Source organism: bacterium (assembly GCA_035295165.1).
Classification (GTDB): domain Bacteria; phylum Sysuimicrobiota; class Sysuimicrobiia; order Sysuimicrobiales; family Segetimicrobiaceae; genus JAJPIA01.
In genome coordinates, this window is sequence record DATGJN010000026.1 from 12,922 (window position 1) to 30,149 (window position 17,228).

The following is a 17,228-nucleotide window of genomic DNA, read 5'->3' on the forward strand; positions in this document are numbered from 1 at the left end:
GCGTGGCGTTCCGACCTGCCCCTTCGGGCCGGACGAGGTCTGCCCTCGGCGACGCGCCGCGTGCAGCCCGCTCATCCGGCAGCCGTCGACTGTAGCAGGGTTCCCGCCGGCCCGCCTCGCCCCCTTTTGATGCAGGGGGTCAATCGATCTTCTTCAGTCCCTGCGATGCGGCGGTTTGCCGCGAACCCGCGCCGATGACGTCCGCTGAGCCTGGTTCATCCGGTGCTCGTCACTCAACTGGTGCCGGCCCACGGTCTCACCGTGATGTCAGGAATGTGGAGCCGGCTCGGACGATCCAACAGCCAGGCGACGATTTCTGCGATGTCTGACGGGTGCAACATCAGCGCCCGCTCGTCTTGCGACGGCGGCTTAATCTTATGATCCCAGATGGTCGTATTGACCGGGCCGGGGCTGACCGATGTGATACGAATGCCGGAGTTGCGGTATTCTTCGATCAGGGCTTCGGTCAGCGCTCTGGCCCCAAACTTGGACGCTGCATAGAGGCTCACACCCGCCGTGCTCCTGAATGCGGCGGTCGACAGGACATTGAGGATGTACCCACCCCCGGCCGCCTCGAGATGGGGCAACACCGACCGGCACATTAGATACGTGCCGGTCAGGTTCGTGTCGATGAGCCGATTCCACTCGTCGGTGGTCGTGTCTACCAGGCGCCGACGCGCGTTCATGCTCACACCGGCGCAGTTGACCAACACATCGATGCGGCCGAATCGCTTCATGACCTCGGCGACCGTGGCCGCGACCTCGTGCTCACGGGTGACATCTGCCGGGAGGCCCACGACCCGGCCGCGTAGCTCGGCGCCGAGGCTGTTGAGGGCGGTCTCGAGGCGCTTCGGGTCGCGGGCGACGGCTATCACGTGCATCCCCCGACCCGCGAGCACGCCGACGGTGGCGAACCCGATCCCCTGGCTCCCACCGGTCACGATCGCGACCTGGTCCGACAGGTTCCCCGCGCGTCTGTCCGGTAGCGCCATCAGCCCCTGAGCGCTCCCTCGCTGAGCCCTCGGACGAGCAACCTCTGCGAGAACGTGAACACGATGACCGCGGGGATGCTCATCAAGAGCGACGCCGCCATCAGATCGCCCCACCGGATGCCGTTCTCGTCGATGAAAAAGGCGAGGGCGACCGACAGCAGGCGTTTGTCCAACCCTTGCGTGAACACGAGCGCGAACAGGAACTCGTTCCACGCGAGGATGAACGAGTACATGGCGACCGCAACCAATGCGGGCTTCGCCATCGGCAGGACGATCCGCCACAGGAGACGCGGGATCGTGCAGCCGTCGACCACCGCCGCCTCTTCGATCTCAACCGGGAGGCTGTCGAAGAAGCCCTTGATCAACCAGATGGAGACCGGGAAGACCACCATGAGATACACGAGGACCAATCCCGGCAAGGTGTTCATCAGGTGCAGGTGGCGGAGGGTGATGAAGAACGGGACGATCACGACCACGCGGGGAAACAACTGCGTGAAGAGGACGGACCAGAGCAGCGTGTTGCGACCCGGAAAGCGGAAGCGGGAGAACCCGTAGCCTCCGAGGATCCCCACTGCGAGGGCGATCGCGGTGGTCGAGGTCGCCACGATCACCGTATTGACGAACCCGCGAATGATCGCCGCGTTGTGGAGCACCGAGATGAAGTGTTCGAAGGTCACCGGGTCGGGGATCCACTTCGGCGGATACGCGTACTGGTCGTTCGTCGTCTTCAGCGCCGTGCTCACGCCCCAGATCAGCGGCACGACGCTGAAGCACACGAAGAAGAGCCCGCACGCATACACCAACACGTACCGTCCGACACGGGCGGTCTGCTTTTTTGTGATCCGCGGCCCGGCCGCCGTGAGGCCCCGTGCCTGGGCCGGACGCCCGTGGGTCTCCAGGGGCGTCATCGCCAAGCCTGCTTGACTTGGCCGCCCCGGTTGGCGGCGCTGTAGACTGCAAGCAGCACGAGCGCACCAAGAAACATGAGCACGCTTAGCGCGGAGGCCCCACCCAGGTTGAAGTCGACGAATCCGGCCCTGTAGATCGCGAGGCTCCACGTCTGTGTCGCGTTCGCGGGGCCGCCGCCGGTCATCACGGTCAGCGTGTCAAAGGAGTTGACCGCGCTGACCGTTTCCAGGATGAGGGCGATGGCGAGTACACCCTTCACCGCGGGCACCGTGATGAAACGGAACAGCTGCCACCAGTTGGCACCATCGACCGAGGCCGCTTCGTATTGCTCCCCGGGCACGCCGCGCAGCCCGGCGAGGATCAGCAGCATGATGAAGGGGAATCCCGCCCACGAGTAGGCGATCATGACGGCAGGAAGCGCGGTGTGGGGATTGCCAAGCCAGTTGCGGGCCCAGCCAGTTAGGCCCCACGCCGTGAGGCTCTGGTCGAGGATCCCGCTGTCGCTCTGCAGGATCCAGCGCCAGAGGTTGGCGGCAACGACCGCCGGAATCGTCCAGGGCAGGAGGACCAAGACGCGCATCCAGGTCGTCCCCCGCACCTTAGCATTGAACACGAGGGCGGCCAAAAACCCGAGGACGAAACGGAGGACGACCGTGCCTACCACCCACCAAATGGTGCGTTCGAGGAGCAGGCCGGTCGCAGAATCACCGATGACGGCGGCAAAGTTGGCGAGCCCGACGAACGTCGTCTCGAAGGTCGGCAACCGAACCGCGGAGATGCTGAAGCGTAGGGTCTGAAGCGTCGGATAGATCATCATGACCGCGATGAGCACCGTGGCGGGTAGCACGAGGACGTACCCGGGCCCCCATTTCTGGAGCGCGACGCGGCGCCGACGCGCACGGGACGCCGCGAGCCGCTGCTGGAGGGCGTGCGGCGCGCCCCCAGGCCGGACGTCCGTGGCCCCACCGTCAGGAGGCGTCCGGATCACATCCTCCCCGACATGTACCGAGCAAAGTGCGGGATGGCCACTTCCGGCTCCTCGATCTCCGGGTGCCAGGCCTTCTCCCACTCGAAGTCCACGTATCCGTTGTAGTTTGCCGTCTTGAGAACCTCGAGAAACGAAGGGATCGGCGCCGTTCCTTCACCCGTCAAGACGAGATCGAATCCCTCCGCGGATGATTTGGCCGAGTCCTTCACGTGGACGTGCTTGATGTGTGGACCGAGCTGCGCCCACGTGTGCGCGCCCGACTCTCCGTGCCGGTAGGTGTGCAGCGTGTCCCAGAGGATCCCGAGATGCCGGCTCGCCCCACGAGAGAACAGATCGAGGATGCTCTTCGACGTGGAGAAATGATCGTGCGTCTCGAGCAAGGCGGTCACGCCGCGGGCATGGGTTTCGTCTGCTACTTCGCTGAGCCCCTTGACGATGGCGGTGATGGTCGCCTCCCGGTCCTGGTTCGCCGGGATCGGGCCCCCGTAGACGCGAAGGTACCGAGCCCCCAGTCCTTCCGCAATGGCGCAGTTGGCCCGCGACGACTCCAACTGCTTCCGTCGTTCGCCCTCGTCGAGGGAGTTCATTCGCACGCTGGTGTCGATGCAGACGACCTCGATGCCGCTGTTGTCGAAGCGCCGCCGAGTCTTGCCGATCGATGCCTGCGAGAACTCTTCCAGCTTCGGCAAGTCCACCTCGCCGCGAAGGAAACGAATCTCCACGCCGGAGAAGTCGTTGGTCTTCGCGAGTGCAATGACCTGGTCGATGTCGTAGTTGGGACACCCCAGGGTGCTGAATCCGAGTTTGAACACGGCGCGTATCCTTCCCGCTATTTTTTCGCCAACAAGGCGTCGATCTGCGTGGCCATCGCGTCCGCGGCTTGCTGCGGCGTCATCTGTCCGACGAGGATCTTCTGCGCATCGGTGATGATCACGGTCTGAATGCTGGCCCAGTTGCCAACCGTAGGCAGCGACCTCGCATCCCGCAGCGCCTTCGCGAAGATGACGTACTTTGGGTCGTTCCACGGGGGCGCGTTGTAGACGGACAGACGCGCAGGGGTGCGGTTCATGATCTTGCCCATATTCGCCGGTTTCGCGAGCCACAGGAGAAAGACCTGAGCGGCAGCCGCGTTCTGCGCGCCGACCGGCACTCCCATCGTCCACCCGCCGGACCGGTTGACCTTGCTCGGTGAGAGCACCACGCCCCATCGGAGGTCTTTGTGCTTCGATAACTCGTCGAAGATGTTCGAGGAGCCCGTGATCATCCCGACCTTGTTCGCCTCAAACAAGGGGAGGAGGTCGCGGGTCGTCGTGAAGTTGGGAGTCCCCTCCGGGGCGACGTGGTACTTGGTGTAGAGGTCAGCCCAGAAGGTTAGGGCCTGGACGCTCTTGGGGGAGTTGATCGTCGCTTTGGTGCTGTCCTTGTTGAGGAAATCCCCCCCATACGCCCAGATCACGGCGGACAACAGGTCCATGGCATTGGACGGGTCGCTGAGGTCGGCGGCGACGCCGACACCGTACTGGCCCGCGGTCGTGACTTTCCTCGCAATCTGCAGCATGTCGCCGAAGGTCCAAGTGTCGGTGGGGTAGGCGGCCCCCGCCTTGTCGAAGACGGTCTTGTTGTAGTAGAACACGTTGGCTGACGCTCGATTCGGGATCGCGTACTGATGGCCGTTGTAGCGGCTGGAGGCCCAGACCGAGGGCGAGTAGTCCTTCACATCCAGGCTCTTCGTGAGCGCGTCGAGCGGCTGCAGAAGGCCTTTGGCGGCTGCCGTGGACACCCAGGTCGCGTCGAGGTCGATCACGTCCGGTGGGGTGCCTCCGAGCGCGGACGCGACGAACTTATCGAGGTACCCGTTGATGGGCAGCGGCTCGATCTTGAGCGTGACCCCCGGGTAGTCTTGCGCCCACATCTGCGTGGCGATCGGGATCTGGGGTTCCCACCAACTCCCGACCCACACCGTCACCGTGCCGCTCGCCGTGGCGGCGAACGTCGACACGTTCCACGTGAGCATCCAAGCAAGGGCGAGCAGGACGACGGTGCGCAGAACCGGTTTGGTCCGCATGCGCGGCTCTCCTCCTCGATCGACGCCACGATCTCGACTGCGGGGCGGGGCCCATCCGGTCGCGGCGCCACGCGGCATTTGTTCGCCCATTCGAGTTTCGGCGCAAGACTCCCTGTCGAAGATGCGCTCCGGCCGGGCGCGCCTCAACAGACGAAGACCCGGCATCGAGCTGGATACGACTCGGAGTTCATCGAGCGCCAGAGGGGGCGAGCACGCACCACGCGTGCTTCTGTGAGCCTTGGACAGGCCATATGCCCGGCTGAGGTGATAGGGGGTCCGCCCATCGAGTCGCGCCCCGAGCTAATCTCCGTCGGGAACGAGCACCGCGCCCGTTTCGTTTTCCGGCAGCATGGCTTGCGGCAGGTGGTGATGCGGCAGGAAGAACCGGTTCGCCACCCAAGTCGGGACCACCGCACTCGCAATCACGGTTGCGACCAGAAAGGAGTATTGACTCTGCGAGATGATTCGGTGGGATAGCCCATACAGCGACGAGATCGTCCCGAACGTCAAGCCGGTCGACATCAACAACGTTGTGTACATGGCCTCGTCCCATCTGTACTGGAGGCGCAGCGTCAGCGGATAGAGCGCGACGAACTTACTGACGGCCTTGGCGAGGAAGAGCAGCACGAAGATGCCGATCCCTGCGACCAACACGGGAATTTGCACAAACGACCCCGCGCGAAGGAAGTAGAATGGCGTCAGCAGGCCGAGGCTCAGCGTCCGTAGGCGCCTGACGAAGGCAAGGTCTCTCCCGACCGTCCCGGCGAGCACCATACCGATGAGATACGCCGGCAATACCGGTTCCGATCCAGACCACGCGGCGAGGCCGCCGAGCAAGAACAGCGTGAACAACAGATATTTAGTTTCGAACTCCGACGGTCGACCGCCGAACCTCCGAAACAGGCCGGCCGTGCCGATGAGCAGCGCCCCGAGACTCAGCACGACGGCTGCGAGAAAGGCAAGGGTACGCCACGTGAACGGGGCGAAGATGAGGCCGAGCGCGATCACGGTGCCGAGGTCGTTCACGAAGCACGCGGCGAGGATCACCTTTCCGAAATGGGTTCGGTTCAGACCAAGTTCGAGCATCACCGCATACACGACGGCGACCGACGTCGTCGACAGCGCAACACCCGCGAGCCAGGACGCCGACGAATTCCATCCGAGAAAGAGGCGAGCCACCGCTGCGGCTCCGAGGAAGGGCGCAACGAACCCGATGAGACCGAGGAGGGTCGTTTCCTTCCAACTCTGGCGAATCGCGACTGGGTCGAGTTCCGCCCCGGCGAGGAAGGTCAGCATGATCGAACCCAACCCCGCCACGAATACAATCCAGCCATCGTTGGCGCCGAGGACGCTGGCGCCCCATGTGCGGGAAATCACGAAGGCCCCGAGCACGCCCACGACGATCTCTGTGAGCGCGATGGACACGCGGAGCCAGAACGACAGGAGCACGGCGACGAGCGCAAGCCCGAGCCAGGTCGATGCGGTGAGCCAGACGTTGTCCACGACGATCTCCCTCCGGGGTGCGGGCATACGAAAAGCCCCTACCCGACTACGGTCTGGGTAGGAGCTATCAGCCCCGGCAGGGCGGTTTCGGCGAGCTCCATCGCCGCACGCGGCTTCAAGCGGCAGTATATCGGCGCTCAGAGTCCGTTGTCAAATCACCGTGCCAACCGCAGCGTGTCAGGGGCCCGCCGCGTGTCGATCCCGCGTGAATCACCGATGGGTCGTCTTGACGGCGGTCTTTTTGGACCGCTTTCATGGTCACGAGGGCCGGGTAAGGGACGCGGCCTCGCTCAAGTACGCGCTCGGCGATCTTCCGTCGGCGGCGCGGCCGAAGATCTTTGGCGAGAACGCTGCCCGCGTCTATTGACTGCCGCCGCCGGTTTCTACGCCCGCGCAACCGGCACCTGAATCTCGGTGACGTAGGTTTCGTCGTCCTGACGGACGGGTTGCCCGCAGTGTAGGTATAGTTCGCGGATCGGCCCCGCGACACGATAGCCGTTCGTTTCGATCCAACGGAGGATGGCCTCGTACGACTGGTTCAGTCGGTTGTAGGCGCCGTGGTGCACCGTGCAGGCCATGAGCGCCGCCGGAAGTTGATAAACGCGCGCGCGTCCGCTTATCGACGCGGGATTCGCGAGGTACACGGCCGCCTCGGCGTCCACATCGCGTTCCTTGTGCTCAGCATCGTGCCAGATCGCGACCGCTAGGGCCCCGTCGGCCTGGCGGCCTAGATCAGCAAAAACGTGCGGGAACAAGCGGCCGACGTCCGGATAGGCGGGCAGGACCTCGCGCACGGAGGCCACCCATTGCGGATCAACTTCCTTCAGGACGACTTCGGTGCCCATCGTTCTTCCCTCCCTCTCGATCAGGTGTAGGTAGGCGTCGATGCGAGTCAGGCGGGAGCGTTCGTCGGACAGACGAGTTTCCTGCTCCGCGCGGCGCAATCGCAGCATGCCGCGGAGTTGTTCGGCCGTCACTCCGTCGCGGAGCAGCGAGGCGACCTGGCCGAGCGAAAACCCGAGATCCTTGAGCGCGAGAATGCGGTGAAGAACGGCGAGCTGGGACGCCGCGTAGTACCGGTACCCCGTTGCCGGGTCGACGCGCGCCGGTGTCAGCAGGCCGAGTTCGTCGTAGTGTCGGAGGGTCTTCACCGAGACGCGGCACAGCGCCGAGAAGTCGCCGATCTTGATCATGATGATGTTTTACACCCTCCCCCGAACGGAGAGTCAACCTCCTTCCGGCCGCCCGGGCGGGTCCAGCGTCTCGGCAGGAACCGCCGTTGCCGCCGGAGAATTTGTAGGTTGTATGATGACCGATAAATCTGCTGGCTCCTCACGGCCTGTCGCGCTCGAGCGCCTGCAGCCCTCGGCCGTCCACGTGCGCATTCGGGACCGGATCCGCCGGTACATCGTTGATAATCGGCTCCGGCCGGGGGACCGACTTCCTACCGAGGGGACCTTAGCGGCTCAACTCGGGGCCTCGCGAACTGCCGTTCGCGAGGCGCTGCGGTCCCTCGAGGCTGTCGGCGTGATCAACACACGCCAGGGTTCCGGCCGGTACGTCGGCGCGTTTGACCTCCGCGCCCTGGTTCACGGGCTCTCGTATGCGCTCGTGTTCGATGCCGCGAGCATCCGGGAGCTGTTGCAAGTACGGCGGGCGCTCGAAGCGTCGTTCCTCGGCGCGGCGCAGAAGACGCTTGACCGGGGCACGCTTGATGAGCTGGACGCGCTCGTGGGCGCGATGCGCGCCAATGCCGCGGAGGGCGCGCTGTTCATCGCGGAGGACCGGGCGTTTCACCGGACGTTGTTCCGCGGGCTGCACAACGGTGTGCTCAATACGTTGCTGGAGGCGTTTTGGAGTCTGTTCGAGACGGCCCTAGCAGAGCCGCTCCGACGCTCGACCGACCTGCTCCGCACGGTGCACCACCACGAGGCCATCGTCCGCGCGCTCAGGGGCGGACACCTCGGCGACGCGCAACTCGCGTTGGAACGGCACTTCGACGACGTCCAGGGCCGTCTCACGGGCCGGACCTTGTCCCATCCGCTGGAGCGTCTGAGCTGATGTTCATTGATCCGAACCGATGTTGGGGGGGTGGCCGAATGATCAGGAGTTCGTGGATGCGGAGTATCCGTCCCGCCGTGTTGTGCCTTGCGTTGTGCGCCCTATTGGTCGCGCCGACGTTCAGCCAGGCCCAGGCGCCGACGACGGTCTCGTACTGGTTGTGGTTGGATGATCCGACCGATCCGATGTTCCCAGCGGTCATCAAGGAGTTCAACGACTCGCACCCCGGGATCCGCGTCGTGCCGCAGGTGATTCCACTCGACCAGTTTCACGACAAGCTGGTGACCGCGATCTCCGCCGGGAGCGGCCCCGACGCCTCGCGGTTCAAGGACTGGTGGCTCGGTGAGTTCGTGCAGGCGGGCGCGCTGGAACCGCTGTCGCCGTACGTCGCGCACTGGGGCGGCCGGACCGATGTGATCGCCAACCTGTGGAACACCGGCCGCATCTCGCCCACCGGCCTGATCTACATGATGCCGCACCAGTTCATCACGTTCTACTTGTACTACCGGAAGGACTGGTTCCAGCAGGCCGGGCTGCAGCCGCCGCGGACGTTCGACGAGTTCGTAGCCGCGGCGAAGCGCCTCACCGACCCGGCGCACAACCGATACGGGTTTGGGCTGCGCGGCGGTGGCGGCGGCCAGGACCAGTGGTTGGCGTTCATGGTGGCGGGCGGCGCCCGGATGGTGGACGCGCTCGGCCATGTCGTCATCAATTCGCCGAAGGCCGTGGCGGTCAATCAGTGGTACATCGATCTGTACCGGACGCAGAAAGTCGCGCCGCCGAGCGCGCCGAGCGACGCGTACGCGCAGGTGCTGGGGGCGTTCGAAGGCGGGATTACCGCCATGTTTGCGCACCACGTCGGGTCGTCGGTGCTGGTCACCGATAAGCTCGGCGCCAGCGCGGTTGGCGTGATCCCGATCCCGGTCGCGGACCCGAAGGCGCCGGCCACGATGGCGACGATGGCGGGGAACGTGGTGCTCCGCGGGTCGAAGAACAAGGCGGCGGCGTGGACATTCATCTCCTGGCTGACCGAACGCAAGGCGATGGACGAGTGGAGCCGGTCGCGGCAGGGACAGCTGCCCGTCCTCACGTCGCTGGCGGCCAGCCCCTCCTACCAGAACAACCCGTTCTTTAAGACATCGTTCGACGAGGCGAAGTACGCGATCACCTGGCCAGGGCTGCCGGGGGTGGGGTATGTCTCCGCGCAACTGTGGCAGCAGTTGATGCAGCAGGCGCTGCTCGGACAGATTTCGAGCCAACAGATGCTTGATCGCATCGCGACGGCGCTCGCGTCCAAGTAATGGTCAGTGCGGCGCGGGGCGCCGTGCTCCGCCCCCCGGCGTCCCGTGCGCGGTCCGATCGGGCGCGCGCGTACCTGCTGCTGGCGCCCGCGTGTGCGCTGTTGCTCGGGCTGATCGCCTATCCGTTGCTGCGGGCGGTCTGGCTGAGCGTGCACGACGTTCGGCTGCTCCAACTCGGGACTGCGACGTACGTGGGCGGGGCCCAGTACGTGGCCTCGTGGGCCGACCCGACGTTTTGGATCGGGGTGCGCCAGACCGTGATTTGGACCGTTGGGGTCGTGGGCGCACAACTCGTCTTCGGGATGTGCGGGGCGCTCCTGCTGAACAAGCCCTTCCGCGGGCGGGCGTTCTGGCGGGGGGTTGCCCTCGTTCCTTGGGCCAGTTCAAGCGTCCTGGTGGCCCTGATGTGGCTGTGGCTGCTCGACAGCAACTACGGGGTGCTGAACGATGTCTTGCGCCGCCTCGGGCTGCTCCACACGGCGTTTGCTTGGCTCGCCGAGCCGAGGACGGCGCTCCCGGCCGTGATGCTGGCGGCGATATGGCAGGGGACCCCGTTCTTCGCGGTCATGCTGTTGGCCGGTCTCCAGGCGATTCCGGAGGACCTGTACGAGGCCGCGCGGATCGACGGCGGCAATGCGTGGGCCGCGTTTCGGTACGTCACGCTGCCGCTGCTCCGCCCGACGATCCTGATCACGACCATGCTCCGCACGATGTGGGTGGCCAACTACATGGACCTGACGTTTGTCATGACGGGAGGCGGTCCGGGTGTGGCCACGCTGACCGTCCCGCTGTACGCGTACTTCGCCGCGTACAAGCGACTGGCGATCGGCTCCGGGGCGGCCGTCGCGATGCAACTGGCCGTGGTGCTGGCGGGCGCCGTGCTCATTTACATGCGGCTCCTGGGTTCGGTCGAGGCCGCCGAATGAGTCGGACCCTTCGCAACCTACCGCACCGGGTGCTACTCACCGCGTGGTTGGGCATGGTGATCCTCCCGTACCTCTGGATGCTGGTGACCTCCCTGAAGGAGCCACGCGAGCTATACGTCTTTCCGGTGCGATACTGGCCCGCGCACCCAACGCTCGCGGGGTTCGCGCAGCTGTTTCAGACCACCCCGTTCCCGCGCTACATGTTGAACAGCTTTGTCGTCGCGACCGGCACCTGCGTCATCGCGCTCACTGCCGCGACGGCGGCCAGCTACGCGCTCTCCCGTCTCCCGATGCGCGGGAAGCGGGTGCTGTTGTTCGTCTTCTTGGCGACGCAGCTGTTCCCGGCGATCCTGCTCGTCATTCCGCTCTTCGTGATCATGCGCTCGCTGCACCTGTTGAACACGTACGGCTCGTTGATCCTCGCGGACGCGGCGTTTGCGGTGCCGTTCTCGACGTGGTTGATGACCGGGTTCTTCAACGCGCTGCCCCGAGAGCTCGACGAGGCGGCGACGATCGATGGGTGCGGGCGGCTGCAGGCGTTTCGCTATGTCCTGTTGCCCCTGGTGGCCCCCGGATTCGCGGCCGCGGGCACGTACATCTTCCTGTACTCCTGGAACGAGTTCATCTACGCGCTGACCTTCACCGCGGACGCGAGCGCGCGGACCATCCCGGTCGGCCTCCAAACGTTCATGGGCGAGTTCATCATCCGCTGGGATCTGCTGATGGCCGGCGGTGTGATCACCGCGGTGCCGGTCATCGTCCTGTTCATGGTTGTGCAACGGGAACTCATCGCCGGGCTCACCGCCGGCGCTGTCAAGGGATAGGAGGACGCTCGTGCCCAGTACGCGATCGTACGCGGCCCTCCCGCTCGAGCGGGCTGCCGCGCAGATTCGGCGCGATGTCATCGCGCAGACGGTGGTGGCCGCCAGCGGACACCCCGGCGGGGCGCTCGGGGCCGCGGAGATTCTGGCGACGCTGTATTTTCGCGAGTTGCGACACGATCCGGCCGCGCCGGACTGGCCCGATCGCGACCGCTTCGTTCTGAGCAACGGGCATTTGTGCGCGGGCCTGTATTCCGCGCTGGCCCGCACCGGATACTTCCCGCCGGCAGAGCTCCTGACGTTCCGGCGGATCGGGTCCCGCCTGCAGGGGCATCCCTCGCACGTCGATCTTCCCGGCATCGAGACGTCGGGCGGGCCGCTGGGGCAGGGGTTGTCCGTGGCCAACGGGATCGCGCTCGGCGTGCGGCTGAGGCGGGTGCCCGCCCGCGTGTATTGTCTGGTGGGAGACGGGGAGCTGCAGGAGGGCCAGATCTGGGAAGCGGCCATGACCGCGGCCCACTACCGCCTCGATCGCGTCTGCCTGATCGTGAACGACAACGGGCTGCAGATCGACGGCGCTACGTCGCTCGTGAAGCGGGTCGATCCGATCGCCCCACGCTTCCAGGCGTTTGGCTGGCGCGTCCACGAGATCGACGGACACGACCTCGACGCGATCGCGGGCGCGTTTGAACGATTTCACGAAACGCAGGACCTGCCGACGGCGATCGTCGCGAAGACGGTGATGGGGAGGGGGGTGTCCTTCATGGAAGGGGATGCCAAGTGGCACGGGACCGCGCCGTCCGAAGACCAGGCGGTGCAGGCGTTGCGAGAACTGCCGTCCGGGTTCGCCGCCGATCTGTGGGGTGGTGCACCCGCATGACCGTGGAATTGGCGGCCCGCGAACGGAAGGCGATGCGCGATGCCTTCGGGGAAGCGCTCGTCGACCTGGCCCAGGTCGACGAGCGGATCGTTGCGCTGACAGCCGATCTCGCCGAGTCGGTGCGCGTGCACCATTTCGCGGCACGATTTCCCGACCGGTTCTTCCAGATGGGCGTCGCCGAGCAGGACATGATCGGTACCGCCGCCGGCTTGGCGCTCGCGGGATTCATTCCGTTCGCGACCACCTTTGCCGTGTTCGCGACCAGCCGCGCCAATGAGCAGGTACGTCTCGCCGTCGCCTACAACCGGGCCAATGTGAAGATCGCGGTCAGCCACGGCGGCCTGAGCGTCGGGGAGGACGGCGCGACACATCAAGCCCTCGAGGACCTCAGCGCGATGCGGGAGCTCCCGGGGATGACCGTTGTCGCACCGGCGGATGCGTACGAGGCCGCGAAAGCCACACGGGCGGCGGCCGCGCATCTTGGCCCGGTGTATCTCCGCCTCGGCCGTACCGCCACGCCGATCGTGACCGATCCGGACACGCCGTTTGAGTTGGGGAAGGGCTACGTGATGCGCCGGGGGGACGATCTCACCGTGGCGGCGACGGGCACCATGGTGCCCGTCGCGCTCGATGCCGCAGCGCTGTTGAGCCGATCTGGCATCGGCGCTCGCGTCGTGAACTTGCACACGATCAAGCCGTTCGATCTTGCGCTCGTGGGACGCGCGGCGCGGGAGACCGGCGCGATCGTCACGGTCGAGGAGCATTCGATCCTCGGCGGCCTCGGGAGTGCGGTGTGCGAAGCTGTGGCCGGTCTAAGACCGGTGCCGGTCGAGCGCGTGGGCATTCAGGATACCTTCGGCGAGTCCGGCACGCCGGACGCACTGTGGCAGAAGTACGGCCTAACTCCCGCGGCGATCGTTGACGCGGCCCACCGGGTGCTCGCGCGAAAGGGTACGCGCGCGTGATTCGGGCGGTGGAGCGGTCGGGATCCGGGCGGAGGGTCGCCGGCGCCGCCGTCCGTGGACGGCGGGTGCCGTAGCCATGTGCGCCGCGTCGGCGCAACGTCCTGTGCGCCTTGCCGTGATTGGGTGCGGCGCTCATTCCGTCACGAGCCTGCAGCCGTGCATCCCGCTGATCCCCGCGTTCGAGTACGTTGCGGCCTATGACCGCCATCCCGAGCGTGCGGCCTTGGGCTTGCGTTTCGGGGCGCGACGATGGTACCAGGACGTCGCCCGGATGTTCGCGGACGAAGCGATCGACGCCGCCGTCGTGGCCGGGCCGGCGTCGATGAATCACGAAATGGGGCTCGCCTGCGCCGAGGCCGGCGTCCATCTGTTTGTCGAGAAGCCGATGGCACCGACGGTTGAAGGTGCTCGTCAGTTGGCCGATGCGATTCGCGCGCGCGGGCGGGTCGGGATGGTCGGGACGATGTGGCGCCACGCGCCCGCGATCCGCGTGCAAAAGACGATCGTCGAGAGCCCGGCGTTCGGTCGGGCCGTCGCGTTCCACGGTACGCATCTGGCACCGGGTGAGTTCGTCAGCGGGCCGGGTGGAAGGGGTGGCGGATCACTGGGCTGGCGCTTCATGTTGGACCAGGGATGCCACATGGCCGACTGCATGCGGTTTCTCATGGGCCCGGTGCGCGGTGTCACCGCGGCGACCTCGGCGACGACAACGCGTCGCGACCAGTTTGGTCTCTCGGCGCTGGTGCTCTTTGTCGGCGGCGCCACCGGGACGCTGTTGTTGGCGTCGCACGCGTCCGTGATGAGCCCGTCCCTGACCATCGTCGGGGACGCGGGACAGGCCGTGACGGTACGCCACCTCGTCTCGCTTGAGAGGTACCCGTTGCCCGATGAGCTCGCCGACCCCGCCCTGCGGGCACGGGTCACCCAGACCTGGGCCCACGGGGCCAACTATCGTGGCGTGAGCCGTCCGGGACACCTGGAGGCGCTGGAGCATTTTGCCCACGCGATCAACACGGGAACGGCGCCGACCCCGTCCCTCGATGATGGCTGGCGCGCCCTGCGGTTGTGCCAGGCGATGCTTGAGAGCACCGAAGGCGGGCGTTCGGTGTCCCTCGCGATCGGCGAGTAGGCGACGCGCGTCGCCGTGGGTGTCTTTGGACACGGGCACGGCGTTGCGACTCACCCTTCCGATCCTCGCGCGCCGTGCCGCGCTTTGACGGAAGGAGTGCAGGTGCCCAAATGGAAATGTCAGCACGCGTCCGCGCTCGCGGGCAGGAGTGTTGTCCGGGCCTCTCGCCCGGCCCTCGGGATCTGCGTCGTAGCCAAATTCGAGGGGGAATCCACGTCAGTCACGACCGCGCTCCTCGCGTTCATGGCCGCAAGCGCCGTGGTGATTGTGGCCCCCGGTCCGGATACCGCGTTGATCCTGCGCACCACCGCCGTTGAGGGACCGCGCCGCGGCGCGTACACCTCGGCCGGCATATTGTGTGGACTACTGCTGTGGGGCCTGGCCGCGGCGCTCGGCTTGAGCGCAGTGGTGGCGGCCTCCCATCTCGCCTACACGGTGCTGCGCGTCATCGGCGCCGCCTGGCTCGTCTGGTTGGGTCTCCACCTCCTGCTGCGGCCGCGCAGCGAGGTCCCCGCGGCGGGCGCGATGGGGGCCGCGAACGGCAGCGACTCCACGTGGTTTGTGCGCGGGCTCTTGTCCAATCTCACGAATCCCAAAGTCGGCGTGTTCTTTGTGACGTTCCTTCCGCAATTCGTGCCGGGAGGGGTTGCCGTCGCGCCGTTCATCGTGCTTCTCGTGTTGATCAACGTCGCGGAAAGCGTGATCTGGCTGGGCTTTCTGATCCTGGCGACGCGGCCGATCGCGCGTGCCCTGCGCCCCGCGGTCGCCCGCGCGCTCGACCGAACCACCGGTGCCGTCCTCGTCGGCGCCGGACTCAGCCTCGCCGCTGAGGGGCACCGGTGACCGAAATGCGGTGATGGCAGCGTGCCACCATGAGAGCGCCCGTTCGCCAAATCACCCCGATGTGGCCCGGTCGTGTGAACGTTGGTACCGCGATCGCTGCCGCCTTGAGGATTCGCGGAATTGTCCCATCGGTTGCCGCTTACTTCCGTGTAAGTTTGGTGCAACGCAATCAACCCCCCGCCCGATACTGAAGCGGCCTCGTGATTAGTAGTATCCGGGTAGACCTAATCGCGTCTGGGACGGGAGAGAGAGGATCATGCGAGCGTGCCAGCTCCGTTCGACCACCGGGGCGATTCCGGTGACGAATCGCAAGGCCGCGAGCCAGAAGCGGGACCGGAGCGGCGCCGGCGTGGCGCGGCGGCCGCGATTTGGTGAATCGCTGGTTCTGCTGCGCGCGTTGGGGTTGTCTCCCGCTGCAGTCGATCGCGATCGCCACTTGGCTGCGCGCAAATGGTCATATGAGCTGTTGGGTACCATGGTCGAGTATCCGGCCGGGGACGGGATACCGACGGTCGTCGTCATGAGCGGCGGCGCTGCCGCATAGGGCAACGGAGATGGCGTTACACCCGGCGTGTCACGTGGTTGAGGACTACCTCGCGGCTACGTTTCCGTTGAGCGTGATCGAAGAGTTTGAATGGACGGCGCAGCGGTCCTGGGCCTTCAAGGTCAGCGTTCCCCAATTGTTCCCCCGATTGCACTTCCAGTTGCTGGTGAGTACCCATTTCTTGGACAGAACGGATGACCATGAAATCGAACGCCTCCTGCGAGACTGGTATGTGGCCAACCGAATGCGGATGGTGGGTGCGAAAGAGTGGGTCTATGTCGCGGACAGCGGTGTCAGTCTCGGAGTGCCTGAACCCGCATACGCGTCACTCGGTCCCGGCCGGCCACTCAGGTAGGTTCGCGCGCTCCTGAGGCGTCTTCCCCCTCGCCCACCGCGCCGTGCCGTTCGTCTCGGCTTCGCTGCCCGCTCCTGCACCGCCGCGCGCGCCTCAGGGCAGCGCACCAATCTCCCAGCCTGGGTGATGGTAACCGCGGCGCCTCAGAACCCTAACGATGGCGCATTCGCCGAACCACCTTTGCGTGCAGGGCATATCCACGGCAAGGCTGTTCCGCATTCCCTTCGCCCCAACAACGACAGGCACGACGGGAGGATAACCTGAGGCTTGCACATCGCAACAGCGGTGTTGACATCCTAGTAAATGGCGTTTATAATTCTGACTCAGTAAATCTCATTTACTATACGGAGGCACAACATGGCACCGCAGATCGTCGACCTCCACGCCAATCCTTCTGACGAAATAATCCATCTCGGGCCGCTCACGGTGCGTTTCTTGATCACCCGAGAAGACTCGAACGGCAGTGTCGCGGCATTTGAGCTCCTTGTCCCGGGCGCGCAGCGCCTACCGGCGCCAGCGCATAGCCACGACCGCTACGAGGAGACGATCTACGGCCTCGACGGCGTGTTGACATGGACCGTCGACGGAACACAAATCGACGTTGGCCCCGGTCAGGCATTGTGCATTCCGCGCGGCGCCATGCACCGATTCGATAACAACGGACACCGGGACGTGAAGGCGCTCTGTGTGATCACGCCAGCTGTACTGGGTCCGCAGTATTTCCGGGAGGTTGCCGAGGTGTTCAATGCACCGGCCGGTGGTTCGCCGGACCGAGCAAAGATGGCGGAGGTCATGCGCCGCCACGGCCTCACGCCGGCCCCGCCTCAAGCGTAGCGCCTGCCGACGACGGCGACCCCATCTCATTTCAAGAATGCGGCGCAAGGCGATCAGCGGCGATAGGGGTCCACTTCCCGATGCCACAGGCGGGCGTGCACAACCCCGCGGG

Annotated in this window: 19 protein-coding genes and 1 riboswitch; of the genes, 12 read left to right on the forward strand and 7 right to left on the reverse strand. The window is 65.7% G+C overall.

The genetic code is table 11. The features are described 5' to 3' along the window. Positions 1 to 233 precede the first annotated feature (233 nt). The 6 genes from VKZ50_03505 to VKZ50_03530 form a co-directional block, all read right to left on the reverse strand. Complete coding sequence (locus VKZ50_03505; protein HLJ58777.1) at positions 234 to 992, reverse strand: SDR family oxidoreductase; 759 nt, start codon at positions 990 to 992, stop codon at positions 234 to 236. Further along, positions 992 to 1,900, reverse strand: coding sequence for a carbohydrate ABC transporter permease (locus VKZ50_03510; GenBank protein ID HLJ58778.1), 909 nt, complete (start codon positions 1,898 to 1,900; stop codon positions 992 to 994). Before VKZ50_03510 ends, VKZ50_03505 begins: the two co-directional genes overlap by 1 nt. Then, the gene (locus VKZ50_03515) at positions 1,897 to 2,889 is read right to left on the reverse strand and encodes a sugar ABC transporter permease (protein HLJ58779.1); all 993 of its coding nucleotides are present in this window, start codon (positions 2,887 to 2,889) and stop codon (positions 1,897 to 1,899) included. The genes VKZ50_03510 and VKZ50_03515 overlap by 4 nt, the downstream gene beginning before the upstream one ends. After that, on the reverse strand, positions 2,886 to 3,701 hold the full coding sequence (locus VKZ50_03520) for a sugar phosphate isomerase/epimerase family protein (protein HLJ58780.1): 816 nt from the start codon (positions 3,699 to 3,701) through the stop codon (positions 2,886 to 2,888). The genes VKZ50_03515 and VKZ50_03520 overlap by 4 nt, the downstream gene beginning before the upstream one ends. 17 nt (positions 3,702 to 3,718) lie before the next feature. Further along, a complete protein-coding gene (locus VKZ50_03525) occupies positions 3,719 to 4,954 on the reverse strand; it encodes a sugar ABC transporter substrate-binding protein (GenBank protein ID HLJ58781.1) in 1,236 nt (411 codons plus the stop codon). 300 nt (positions 4,955 to 5,254) lie between these two features. Then, on the reverse strand, positions 5,255 to 6,457 hold the full coding sequence (locus VKZ50_03530; GenBank protein ID HLJ58782.1) for a cation:proton antiporter: 1,203 nt from the start codon (positions 6,455 to 6,457) through the stop codon (positions 5,255 to 5,257). Positions 6,458 to 6,508: 51 nt separating this feature from the next. Further along, positions 6,509 to 6,571: riboswitch (Fluoride riboswitch) on the reverse strand. Positions 6,572 to 6,683: 112 nt separating this feature from the next. On the opposite strand from VKZ50_03530, the gene VKZ50_03535 reads away from it, so the two are divergent. After that, entirely contained in the window at positions 6,684 to 6,824 is a 141-nt protein-coding gene (locus VKZ50_03535) for a hypothetical protein (GenBank protein ID HLJ58783.1), read from the forward strand. A 16-nt stretch (positions 6,825 to 6,840) separates the two neighbouring features. Here VKZ50_03535 and VKZ50_03540 read toward each other — a convergent pair whose 3' ends face one another. Next, positions 6,841 to 7,650, reverse strand: a complete 810-nt coding sequence (locus VKZ50_03540; protein HLJ58784.1) for a MerR family transcriptional regulator — start codon at positions 7,648 to 7,650, stop codon at positions 6,841 to 6,843. A 115-nt stretch (positions 7,651 to 7,765) separates the two neighbouring features. Here VKZ50_03540 and VKZ50_03545 point away from each other — a divergent pair, with 115 nt between their 5' ends. From VKZ50_03545 to VKZ50_03595, 11 genes are all read left to right on the forward strand, one after another. After that, positions 7,766 to 8,518 (forward strand): FCD domain-containing protein, encoded by a 753-nt coding sequence (locus VKZ50_03545; GenBank protein ID HLJ58785.1) that lies wholly within the window; start codon positions 7,766 to 7,768, stop codon positions 8,516 to 8,518. 56 nt (positions 8,519 to 8,574) lie between these two features. Further along, positions 8,575 to 9,819, forward strand: coding sequence for a sugar ABC transporter substrate-binding protein (locus tag VKZ50_03550; protein ID HLJ58786.1), 1,245 nt, complete (start codon positions 8,575 to 8,577; stop codon positions 9,817 to 9,819). After that, positions 9,819 to 10,745, forward strand: a complete 927-nt coding sequence (locus VKZ50_03555; GenBank protein HLJ58787.1) for a sugar ABC transporter permease — start codon at positions 9,819 to 9,821, stop codon at positions 10,743 to 10,745. The genes VKZ50_03550 and VKZ50_03555 overlap by 1 nt, the downstream gene beginning before the upstream one ends. Next, entirely contained in the window at positions 10,742 to 11,569 is an 828-nt protein-coding gene (locus VKZ50_03560; GenBank protein ID HLJ58788.1) for a carbohydrate ABC transporter permease, read from the forward strand. Before VKZ50_03555 ends, VKZ50_03560 begins: the two co-directional genes overlap by 4 nt. A 10-nt stretch (positions 11,570 to 11,579) precedes the next feature. Then, positions 11,580 to 12,446 (forward strand): transketolase, encoded by an 867-nt coding sequence (locus VKZ50_03565; GenBank protein HLJ58789.1) that lies wholly within the window; start codon positions 11,580 to 11,582, stop codon positions 12,444 to 12,446. Next, positions 12,443 to 13,411, forward strand: coding sequence for a transketolase family protein (locus tag VKZ50_03570; GenBank protein HLJ58790.1), 969 nt, complete (start codon positions 12,443 to 12,445; stop codon positions 13,409 to 13,411). Before VKZ50_03565 ends, VKZ50_03570 begins: the two co-directional genes overlap by 4 nt. Before the next feature lie 76 nt (positions 13,412 to 13,487). Beyond that, positions 13,488 to 14,540, forward strand: coding sequence for a Gfo/Idh/MocA family oxidoreductase (locus VKZ50_03575; GenBank protein HLJ58791.1), 1,053 nt, complete (start codon positions 13,488 to 13,490; stop codon positions 14,538 to 14,540). Positions 14,541 to 14,783: 243 nt separating this feature from the next. Continuing rightward, positions 14,784 to 15,383 (forward strand): LysE family translocator, encoded by a 600-nt coding sequence (locus VKZ50_03580; protein ID HLJ58792.1) that lies wholly within the window; start codon positions 14,784 to 14,786, stop codon positions 15,381 to 15,383. Between the two features lie 256 nt (positions 15,384 to 15,639). Beyond that, positions 15,640 to 15,927: a hypothetical protein gene (locus VKZ50_03585; protein HLJ58793.1), complete on the forward strand. Its 288-nt coding sequence runs from the start codon at positions 15,640 to 15,642 to the stop codon at positions 15,925 to 15,927. A gap of 10 nt (positions 15,928 to 15,937) precedes the next feature. Then, complete coding sequence (locus tag VKZ50_03590; GenBank protein HLJ58794.1) at positions 15,938 to 16,282, forward strand: hypothetical protein; 345 nt, start codon at positions 15,938 to 15,940, stop codon at positions 16,280 to 16,282. Between the two features lie 357 nt (positions 16,283 to 16,639). Next, positions 16,640 to 17,116 carry a cupin domain-containing protein gene (locus tag VKZ50_03595; GenBank protein ID HLJ58795.1) on the forward strand — a complete coding sequence of 159 codons (477 nt, stop codon included), beginning with the start codon at positions 16,640 to 16,642 and terminating at the stop codon, positions 17,114 to 17,116. Positions 17,117 to 17,228 lie beyond the last annotated feature (112 nt).